At 70.0% G+C, this 10096-nt stretch carries 9 protein-coding genes; 8 read left to right on the top strand and 1 reads right to left on the bottom strand.

Annotation, left to right across the window (positions count from 1 at the left end; genetic code table 11):
• Positions 1–96 precede the first annotated feature (96 nt).
• From AB4078_RS14795 to AB4078_RS14820, 6 genes are all read left to right on the top strand, one after another.
• Positions 97–711: a hypothetical protein gene (locus AB4078_RS14795; protein WP_441977757.1), complete on the top strand. Its 615-nt coding sequence runs from the start codon at positions 97–99 to the stop codon at positions 709–711.
• Positions 712–718: 7 nt separating this feature from the next.
• Positions 719–2077, top strand: coding sequence for an MFS transporter (locus tag AB4078_RS14800; RefSeq protein WP_441977758.1), 1359 nt, complete (start codon positions 719–721; stop codon positions 2075–2077).
• A complete protein-coding gene (locus AB4078_RS14805) occupies positions 2074–3102 on the top strand; it encodes a hypothetical protein (protein WP_441977759.1) in 1029 nt (342 codons plus the stop codon). Before AB4078_RS14800 ends, AB4078_RS14805 begins: the two co-directional genes overlap by 4 nt.
• 26 nt (positions 3103–3128) lie before the next feature.
• The gene (locus tag AB4078_RS14810; RefSeq protein ID WP_441977760.1) at positions 3129–3989 is read left to right on the top strand and encodes a glycosyltransferase; all 861 of its coding nucleotides are present in this window, start codon (positions 3129–3131) and stop codon (positions 3987–3989) included.
• Positions 3986–4639, top strand: a complete 654-nt coding sequence (locus tag AB4078_RS14815) for a polysaccharide deacetylase family protein (RefSeq protein WP_441977761.1) — start codon at positions 3986–3988, stop codon at positions 4637–4639. The genes AB4078_RS14810 and AB4078_RS14815 overlap by 4 nt, the downstream gene beginning before the upstream one ends.
• 208 nt (positions 4640–4847) lie before the next feature.
• Positions 4848–6560 (top strand): DUF4082 domain-containing protein, encoded by a 1713-nt coding sequence (locus tag AB4078_RS14820; RefSeq protein ID WP_441977762.1) that lies wholly within the window; start codon positions 4848–4850, stop codon positions 6558–6560.
• Positions 6561–6566: 6 nt separating this feature from the next.
• On the opposite strand, the gene AB4078_RS14825 is transcribed toward AB4078_RS14820, so the two are convergent.
• Complete coding sequence (locus tag AB4078_RS14825; RefSeq protein ID WP_441977763.1) at positions 6567–7466, bottom strand: glycosyltransferase family 2 protein; 900 nt, start codon at positions 7464–7466, stop codon at positions 6567–6569.
• A gap of 106 nt (positions 7467–7572) precedes the next feature.
• Between AB4078_RS14825 and AB4078_RS14830 the strand changes: the two genes are divergently transcribed.
• Entirely contained in the window at positions 7573–8763 is a 1191-nt protein-coding gene (locus AB4078_RS14830) for a glycosyltransferase (protein WP_441977764.1), read from the top strand.
• Positions 8764–8836: 73 nt separating this feature from the next.
• Positions 8837–10096: glycosyltransferase (locus AB4078_RS14835; protein ID WP_441977765.1), on the top strand; the 1260-nt coding region annotated here is incomplete at its 3' end.

Consider the following 10096-nt stretch of genomic DNA (forward strand, 5'->3'; position numbering starts at 1 on the left):
TCCTTGGGCATGAGAGCATCTGAGCAGCACCCCGTGATTCGGGAGGTCGCGGGCCTGGGGAGAACGGTCCGCAGCGGCCGACGGGAGGCGACAGCGATGTCAGACGAAGCACGGGGAACACGGATCGCGCCCGCGATGAGGGTCACCATCGGGGTGGTCGGCGTGCTCGTCGCCGCAGGGGCTGTGACCGCGATCGTGCTGACAGGCGTGGGCGGCACCGGCGCCGATAGAGCTGCCACGGCCGCACCGCAGAGCACATCCGGTCCGCTGCCCGGTGCGACCCCGGCGTCCGGGTCCGAGGTGCCGCCGCCCCCCGCGACCCCGCTGAGCGCGATGCCCCCGGCGAGCGCGGGCGAAGCAGGACCCCTGATCAGCGCGCCCCTGCCGGGATCGGGGTCGCTGGACGGAGGTCTGGTCGATGGGTTCCCCGCAGAGGTCGCCGGACCCGCCGCCGGTTCAACTGTGCGCTCGAGCTCCATCGCCACGCAGGACACGGTCATGCAGGTGACGCTCTCCGCCCTCTCCTCAGCCTCCCAGGACGAGGTGCGCGGCGAGTTCCGCACGCGCTGGGCTGCGGCGGGGATGCGGGAGCAGCAGACCGCGGACGGGACCATGACCTTCACGGGCGCCTACGAATCGCTCACCCTGAGCTTCGGCTCCTCGGGCACGGGCACGCTTTACACCGTCTTCGGCGTCTTGCGGACGCAGTGAGACCGCCGTGTACATCTCGTTCAGCAACAAGCCCAAGCCGCCCGCGGATCCGGCGCGCACCGCGACCCGGCCCGGTGTGCCCACCGTCTCATCGACAGTCATCGCCTTCGGGATCGTGTCGATGCTCACCGATATCTCGTCCGAGTCGATCACCGCGGTGCTGCCGCTCTACGTCACGACCTACCTCGGCCTGTCGACCATCGCATTCGGCTTCCTCGACGGCCTGTACCAGGGCGTGAGCGCCCTGGTACGCATCGCGGGCGGATACACCTCCGACCGACTGGGGCGGCCGAAATGGGTGGCCTTCGTCGGCTACGCGATCGCCGCGATGGCCCGGGTGGGGCTGCTCTTCGCCTCCGGGTTCACGGCGCTCACGATCGTGATCTCGGCCGACCGCCTCGGCAAGGGCATCCGTACCGCTCCGCGCGACGCGGTCATCACCGCGTCTTCCCGCCCCGACAACCTCGGGACGTCGTTCGGGGTGCACCGCACCCTGGACAACATCGGCGCCGCCGTCGGGCCGCTGCTGGCCTTCCTCATCCTGCTGCTGATCCCGAACGGATACGGCACGATCTTCCTCGCCTCCCTGGCTTTCGCCGTGATCGGCGTGATGATCCTCGGGCTGTTCGTGCCGGACGTGCGCACCGCGCCCGAGCGCGGAGAGACGGCCGCAGCCATGACGGCTGAGCACTCAGGCCGCTTCGCGGCGCGACCGCGGTTCGACTGGGCGACGATCACCTCGGGTCCGATGCGGCGTGTGCTCGCGGCAGCAGGAATCCTCGGGCTGCTCACCATCGGGGATGGTTTCGTGTACCTGGTGCTGCAGGCACGCAGCGACTTCGCGGCCCAGTGGTTCCCGCTGATGTATGTGGGCACGAACATCGCGTTCCTCGCTCTGGCGATCCCGCTGGGCAGGCTGTCCGACCGGATCGGCCGCGCCCGAGTGTTCGTGTTCGGCCACCTCGGCCTGCTCGCCGCGTACCTCGTGGCCGCGCTGCCGATGCAGGACATCGCGGCGACTCTGCTCTGCCTGCTGTTCCTGGGCGCCTTCTACGCCGCGACCGACGGGGTGCTCGCCGCGCTCGCCGCCCAGCTGACGACCCCGGAGACGCACGGCACGGGCATCGCCGCAGCACAGACCGTCGTGGCGGTCAGCCGCTTCCTCTCCGCCTCCGGCTTCGGTCTGCTCTGGTACGCCCTCGGGCGGGAGGCGTCGCTCTACCTGGTCGCCGGTGTGCTGCTCGTGGCGATCCCGGTGATCGCCCTGCTGCTGCGGCCACACCTCTCCGCCCCGCACGGTGAGACACCGGATCAGGCCATCGACGAGTCCGCGGCGGGGCCGGAGCACGAAAGCCCACCGTCATGAGCACGCGACTCAAATGGCTGCTCATCGTCGTCGTGTCGGTGCTCGCGCTGGGCGCGACCACCGCGGTGGGAGTCTCGGCGTGGACGCAGTACCAGCGCGAGCAGGACGCTCCCTCCACTGTCGGCACAGCCACGCCAGGCGCCGCGCCCACCGGAGCCAGGATCGTCTTCCGCAACACGGCGACCGGGCAGGGATACGGACATGTCGCGGTCGTGCCGCTCTCGGATCCAGCCGGGGCACGCAGCATCCTTGACGCGACGTGCGATCGGGTCGCCGCGACAACGCGGAACCTGTCTTGCCTCTCCTCTGAGCGCAGCATCACCCCCACGTACTCGGCGCGCATCTACGACGCGTCGGGGGCGGAGCAGCGCACCGAATGGGCGCTACCCGGCGTCCCGAGTCGCACCCGGTTCTCTCCTGACGGCACGATGGTCGCCACGACGTCATTCGTCAGCGGTCACGCTTACGCCGCGATCGGCTTCTCCACCGACACCGAGATCCGACGCGTCTCGGACGGAGAAGCAGCGCCGGCGCTCGAGACGTGGACCCTGCTCATCGATGGGCAGCCGAGCGCACCTGCGGACCGCAACTTCTGGGGCGTCACGTTCATCGACGACAACACCTTCTACGCGACGGTCGGCATGACGACCGTCGGGCGCACCTACCTGGTGAAGGGCGACATCGCGGCGCGGACCCTGACGTCGGTGCTGGATGCGGTCGAGTGTCCATCGCTCTCCCCCGACGGCGCCCGCATCGCGTTCAAGCGGGTCACCAGCGGCTCGGGCCCGACCGTGCACTGGACGCCGGCTGTCTACGACATCACCTCGGGAAAGGTGACTGTGCTGAGCGTCGAGAGCCGCAGCGTCGACGACCAGATCGTCTGGCTCGACGACGACACCCTGATCTACGGCATGCCGAACGCGACACCGGGTGACACCGACGTCTGGAAGCTGGCAGCCGACGGGACTGGTGCGCCGACTCCGTTGATCCCGCACGCCTGGTCCCCGACGGTGGTGACGCCTTGACCGCCGCCATGGAAGGCCGCTCCCTCATGAGCGTGATCATCGCCGCACACGACGAGGAGGCTGTGATCGGACGGTGCCTGGACGCACTCTCCCCCACCGTCCAGGGCGTGCGACTGCAGGTGATCGTCAGCGCCAACGGCTGCACCGACGCCACGGCCGAGATCGCGCGCGCGCGCGGGGCACGCGTGGTGGAGCGCGCCGAATCCGGCAAGGCCGACGCGCTCAATGCCGCCGAGAGCGTCGCGAAAGGCTTCCCGCGCGTGTACCTGGACGCCGACATCGTGCCCCCACCGGGAGCGCTGCGCGCGCTCGCGGAGGCGCTTCGGACCAGGCCGGGCGTGCTGGCGACCATGCCAGTCCGCCGTGTCGTCACCACCGGCCGCCCCTGGCCGGTGCGCGCCTATTTCCGGATCAATCAGAAGCTCCCCGTGTTCCGCCTCGGACTGTTCGGCCGCGGTCTCATCGTGCTCTCGGAGCTCGGGCGCGCCCGTTTCCAGGAGTTCCCCGCGCTCACCGCGGACGATCTCTTCCTGGACGCACAGTTCGCCGACGCGGAGAAGAGCGAGGTGGAGACGGTCGTCGTCGAGGTCGAGTCCCCCCGCACCACGGCCGACCTGCTGCGCCGCCTCGTCCGCGTGCGGCGCGGAAACACCGAGATGCGGCGCATCGCCGCGGCGGGAGGCGCGGCCGTACGATCCGCCGACCGCTGGTCCTGGTTCCGCGACGTGGTGCTGCACGATCTCCGCCTGGCACCCGACGCGGTCGCCTACCTCGCGATCACCGTGCTCGCCGGAGTCCGTGCCCGCCGCAGCGCGAGCGACGACTGGGGCCGTGACGCGAGTACCCGGACACCGGCGCCCGCGTCGCCCGAAGAGGTGAGCCCATGAGAATCCATCTCTGCTTCCACGGTATCGGGGTGCCACGTCGCGAACGCGAACCCGGCGAGGGACACTACTGGGTCTCTCAGGATCTCTTCCTCCGCATCCTTGACCTGATTCCCGGCCACGACGACGTCGACCTGAGCTTCGATGACGGCAACCGGTCCGACGTCGAGATCGCGATGCCTGCGCTGGTGGAACGCGGGCTCGGCGCGACGTTCTTCGCGCTCGCCGGGCGCCTGCAGGATCCGGAAAGTCTGGACGCTGCGGCGCTTGCGAGATTGCGCGCAGCGGGGATGCGCATCGGCACACACGGGTGGGCGCATGTGCCGTGGCGCGGTCTGGACGACGCGCAAGCACAGCGCGAGCTCGTGGACGCTCGCACCGCCCTCCAGGCCGCGTCGGGGGCGACGATCCACGACGCCGCGCTCCCGCTGGGGCGCTACGACCGCCGCCTGCTGCACCGACTGCGCACGGCAGGCTACGACCGGGTGTTCACGAGCGACCGGCTGCCTGCCCCGGACCGGTCCTGGTTGAGCCCGCGGTACAGCGTGACGGATGCGGACACCCTGGCCTCGGTACAGGGGATCCTCGCCCACCGACCGGATCCCGGCGACGCCGTGAGACTCGGGAAGAGCCTGCTCAAACGTCTGCGATGAAGTGCAGGAAATGCGTGAAGAATGCGCGGAAATGGCGTGAAGAATGCATGGAAGAAATATTGGAATACTGCGCTCATCGCATACCGGCATACCGGGAGAGTCCTGACAGTTCCGCAGTATACCGCGGCACGCGCCGATACTGGCTTTACCCGTTCGTTATGTTGCAGATCCCCCATCTGCAAGACCCCTTATCGGAATACCGGTTAGTATGCCCTCCCCCACGAATCCCATCCGCACCCGTCTGCGCCCCCGTCGCAGACGACTCAGCCTGATCGCCGCCGGCGCGGCACTCCTCGCGGTCGCCGGCACCATCGCAACCGTGACCGCGGCGAGCGCCGTCCCTGCCGCTCCCCCGGTCGGCGCCTCCGTTGGCATGTTCTCCGACACCATGACACCGACGACCGCCGCCGACTCCGACCGGGTCCCGGTCGAACTCGGTGTCCGCTTCACACCGGAGCATTCCGGCGACGTCACCGCCCTGCAGTACTACCAGGGCCGCCAGACCGACGGCGTCACCGACGCCACACTGTGGTCCTCGGACGGCACCGTGCTCGCGCACACGTCCTTCTCCCCGACCACGACCGTGGGCTGGCGTACCGTCCCGCTGGTCACGCCGGTGAAACTCATCGGGGGACGCGCCTACGTCGCCTCGTACAACGCTCCGCACGGCGGCTATGCGGTCAGCGAAGACAACCTGTCCGATCCGAAGCAGGTGAACGGCTTCGATCTCGCCGCCGACGCGGGCGTCTACCGCTACGGCGACACCTCCACCCTGCCGAAGTCGACATATCGCGGCTCGAACTACCTCGCCGACGTGGTCTTCCGGCGCACCGACGACTCCACCGCAGGATCTCCGTCGCCCACGACCGCCCCGGAGCCGACGCAGACCCCGGAGCCGACGACCACGCCGAGCGCCACCCCCACCCCGAAGCCCACGACCACGCCGACCCCGGAGCCGACGACGACGCCGACCACCCCTCCGGCGTCGAACGCGGGCTGCGTCGGCAGCGCGAACACCCCTGGCGGCACCGACCCGTGGGGCGGCTGCTGGCCGGGCCCGCAGAACACCGGCTACCCGCACGGCCTGCCCGGTGACACCCGCGCGCCCGTGACGCTGACCCCGTACACCGGCCCGACGACCATCACCAGCTGCGGCGTCGTGATCGACTCGAAGATCGTCAACGACACGATCATCGTGCAGGCCGGCAACGGCACGACCTCGAAGGACACGCCCTGCGTGACCATCAAGAACTCGCTCGTGAAGGGCGTGATCTACAGCGAGCAGGCCAGCTACGGTCCCGTGGTCATCCAGGACACCGAGGTGCACCCCTCCGACCTGCCGTGGTGGGAGAACATCGGCCGCAGCAACTTCTTCGCCTACCGCGTCAACTCCCACGGCGGAGAGGGCGTCATCAAGTGCGACACGCACTGCGAGGCCGCGGACAACTGGGTGCACGGCATGCAGCTCGGCGGCTCGTACCACTACAACGCCTTCGGCGGGAACGGCACGAACGACTTCCGCATCCTGCACAACTACGCCAGCTGCGGCGACTGGGAGAACGTATCCAACCCCGGCGGCGACGCCGGCTGCTCCTCGGTGATCGGGTTCTACGGCGACTTCGCGCCGATCCAGAACATCACGATCGACCGCAACTATCTGGCGTCGACGTTCGACATGAGCGGCTCCGGGATCGACACGCAGGCCGGATACTGCCTCAATCCGGGCTACTACCCGGGCAAGCCTTACCCCGACACGCACAACCTCACCGTGACGAACAACGTGTTCGCCCGGGGCGGGTCCGGCAAGTGCGGCGTGTTCGGCCCGACGAACAGCCTGAACGGGATCGGCTCCCCGAACGGCAACGTCTGGCAGTCCAACCGCTACAGCGACGGCACGGCCATCTCCCGCTCCGAGGAGTGAGCGCGCTCAGCGCGGGATGAGCCGATCCCCCAGCCCCAGCGCGTCAGGGCGCTCCGAAGGTCTGAGGAGCGCCCTGACCGCTGCCCAGGAGCGTCTGCGCCCGAACACGCCGCGGCGCACTTCGACGCCGACGCTGAGCCAGAAGTAAAGCGCCCCTCGGACGGGTCCGGTGCGGCGGCGGTACAGCCGGATCCGGTTCAGGATCTTCATGATGTGCGTCGTCGAGCTCTCCCCTGACCCGCCGCCGACGTGCACGGCGCCGGCGTCCGGCGTGTATCGCGTCGACCAGCCGGCGTCCGCCGCGCGGAGGCTGAGATCCGTCTCCTCCGAATAGAGGAAGAACGACTCATCCATGCCCCCGAGCGCCCGGTAGCAGTCCGCGTCGACGAGCAGGATCGCGCCGACCGCCCAATCCACATCGTGCTCCGCCTCGTAGGCGGCGGGATCCTCGATCCGTTCCGCGAACGCCGGGCGCCGCGTGAAGCTGAGGCCGCCGACGCGGCCCAGAGTCGGCGCCCGGCGCAGAGTCGGCGAGAGCTCGCCGTCCGCCTCACGCACTCGGGGGGCGACGATGCCGACCCCTGGCCGGTCCAGCACGGCGAGCATGCGCGGCACCGCATCCGCATCGAGCGCAGCATCCGGGTTCAGGATCAGGATCGCCCGTGCAGGCTCGGACTCGGCCACCGCCCGGTTCATGCCCGCCGCATAGCCGACGTTCGTCGAACGCACCACCGTGCAGTCTCCGCGAGCGTCGAGGATCTCCAGCGTCCGGTCGGTGGAGCCGTTGTCGACGACGACCACCGAGCCGGTGGCGTCCCCGAGTGCGGCCGGCACGCTGTCGAGCAGCGCGGAGACATGCTCCTCGCTGTTGTAGGTCACCACGACCACGGCGACATCCGCGTTCACGCGATCATCGTATCGACTGGACGGCTCCCTCGCACTGCGTTTTCCCGGCCGTCAGAGGCGATTTTCACCCCCCGTTGGGGGCTCGCCGTCGAGTAGAATCGAGAACGTGACGACGCCGCCGCAGACCCGCTCCGACCGACGGCGCGCCCCGGTCTCGATCGTCTGCGTCTACAACGACCAGCCGGTGCTCTCCTCGTGCCTGCAGCGCTCCGTCGACGCGCAGATCTCAGACGCTCCGCAGACCGAGCTGATCGCCGTCGACAACAGGGAGAACCGGTTCTCATCGGCGGGCGCCGCGCTCAACGATGGTGCCCGCCGGGCGCGCAACGACGTCGTGGTCTTCGTGCACCAGGACGTGGTGCTGCATTCACTGCCCGCGCTCGAGGAGGCAGCCGCCGAACTCCTGGATGCCCCGGACATCGGCATCATGGGCGCGGTCGGCATCGACCGGGACAAGCGCATCATCGGACGGATCCGCGACCGCATCGTCCGCATCGGTGAGTCCGCGCCGTTCCCCATGGACGTGGACACCCTCGACGAGGTGCTGCTCATGGCGCCGCGGGCACAGCTGCTCGCCGAGCCGCTCTCCGAGGATCCGCTGCTCGCGTGGCATGCCTACGGCGTCGAGTACGCGCTGAGGATGCGTCGGGCGGGACGCAGGGCGGTAGCCCGCGACATCCCCCTCACGCATAACAGCCTCAGCACCAACCTCGCCAAACTCGACCTCGCGCACCGCCACGTCGGGGACACCTATCCCGAGATGCTGCCCATCCAGACCACCTGCGGCACCGTGCACCGGGCCGGCTTCGCCGACTCCCTGGCGCGGGGCCTGCGCCGGTTTCGCAGCGCGCGGATCTGGTGGGGCGAATCGACCGTCGCCCGCGACGTGCACCGGATCAGCCCGGACAGCGCGCAGGTCTTCGCCGACATCCGGATGCTCATCGACGACGTGCTCGAACTCTCGGGTCTGCGATCGCTGCACGTCATCGACCTCGATCCCGAGGCGAACGCCGCGCACGCCGACGACCTCTCGCGCTTCGAGCGCCCGTTCTCGGTGTCGACCTCGGACGCAGCCCGCGCCAGCGCCGCGATCGCCGCACGCCAGCCGGATGAGCTGATCTTCATCGCCGGGCTCGAGGACGATTCGCAGGCCGCGCTGTCGCCGTTCCATGCAAGCCCGCATGTGCTCGGCAGCTCGGCGTCCACCGGGCGGTGGGCGCTGATCGGCGTGGGCGCCGACCAGCTCGCGCCACTCTGGCCCTCACGACGCAACCGCCCCCTTCCCGGATTCGCCTGAGGCCGGGGCGTCGATGCGAGCGCGTGCGGAGAGGCTGGGGGCGCGGAGCGCGGCGGCGCTGTGGGGGACGCTCGTGTTCGCCACCGATCTGTTGCCGCCGCGCGTGCGCTACGGCTACGTGCATCGCGTGACGCGCTCCGTGTTCTCCCGGCCGTTGCCCGCCCTCAGCCCCCTGCGACTGGTCGCCGCGTCCGAGACGGCCGGCGAGGCTCCGACGCCCGAAGAAGCGGTACGCAGCGTTCCCATCGCGGATCGGGTGCGGTGCTTGCTCGTCGCGGACAGCCTCGATATCGGTGGCATCGGAACGGTCATCGAGATGCTCGCGGCGGGTCTCGCAGAGTACGACGTGGATCCGATCGTCCTGTGCCCGCAAGACGGTCCGCGGGCGGCGAGGCTCCGCGACTCCGGCGTCGACGTGCTGATCGCCGTCGACGAGCCCTCCGGCCTGGCCGCGATCCGGACCGCGCGCCCCGATGTCATCCAGCTGCACAGCGCACCGCCGCTGCTCGAGCGCGTGGCCCTCAGCAGCGGCCTCCCGCTGATCCCGGTGATGCACAACACCGAGATCCATTTCACGCGTGCGCGCTGGGCGCGGTTCGCCGCCCTCATGGCCCGCTCGGCACACGCCGTCGCCGTGAGCGAGACCGTCGCCGCATTCCATCGGCGCCGCATCGGCGATGCCACACCGATCACGGTGATCCCGAACGGCTCCCCCGCCGTGCCCACCCCTTCGCCGGTGCAGCGCCGACAGGCTCGCGCCGCGCTCTCCGTCGCGATCGGGACGGAGGTCGGCGAGGACGTCGTGTTCGTGTGCCTTGCACGGTACGACGCCCAGAAGAACACCGCGGGCCTGGTCGCGGCGTTCGCCACGGCGATCGCACAGGGTGACCGGCAAGTTCGCCTGGTCTGGGCCGGAGATCCCTCGGACGTCGTCGAGGTGCGACGCGCCGACGCACTACGGCGATGCTCGGCGGCACCGGACCGGATCCACCTGCTCGGCAACTCGGATGCGAAGGCGCTCCTCGCCGCCGCGGACGCGTTCGTGCTCGACTCGTTCTTCGAAGGCTGGCCGATGGCCGCCACGGAGGCCGCAGCCATCGGGCTTCCCCTCGTGCTCAGCGACGTCGGCGGCGCCCGGGAGCTCGTCGTGCGCGATGCGGGGCGATCCGTGCTCATGCCCAACGCGACAGGCGCCGCGGATCAGGTCACCGATGCGCGGGTGCGCACCGCACGCCGGCGCTCGTCGGCGCAGCCCAACGCCGCGGAACTGGCCGCAGCCGTGGCCGCGGTCGCGGCGACGGTGCGCGCCGAACGGGCCGGGACGGCGCCGGAG

Origin of the sequence: Microbacterium sp. 2MCAF23 (assembly GCF_052115565.1) — a bacterium.
Lineage (GTDB): Bacteria > Actinomycetota > Actinomycetes > Actinomycetales > Microbacteriaceae > Microbacterium.

Bases quoted from the DNA above. Each gene is read 5' to 3' on its own strand.
- AB4078_RS14795 (WP_441977757.1), top strand. From the start codon at position 97: ATGTCAGACGAAGCACGGGGAACACGGATCGCGCCCGCGATGAGGGTC.
- AB4078_RS14805 (WP_441977759.1), top strand. From the start codon at position 2,074: ATGAGCACGCGACTCAAATGGCTGCTCATCGTCGTCGTGTCGGTGCTC.
- AB4078_RS14810 (WP_441977760.1), top strand. From the start codon at position 3,129: ATGAGCGTGATCATCGCCGCACACGACGAGGAGGCTGTGATCGGACGG.
- AB4078_RS14815 (WP_441977761.1), top strand. From the start codon at position 3,986: ATGAGAATCCATCTCTGCTTCCACGGTATCGGGGTGCCACGTCGCGAA.
- AB4078_RS14820 (WP_441977762.1), top strand. From the start codon at position 4,848: ATGCCCTCCCCCACGAATCCCATCCGCACCCGTCTGCGCCCCCGTCGC.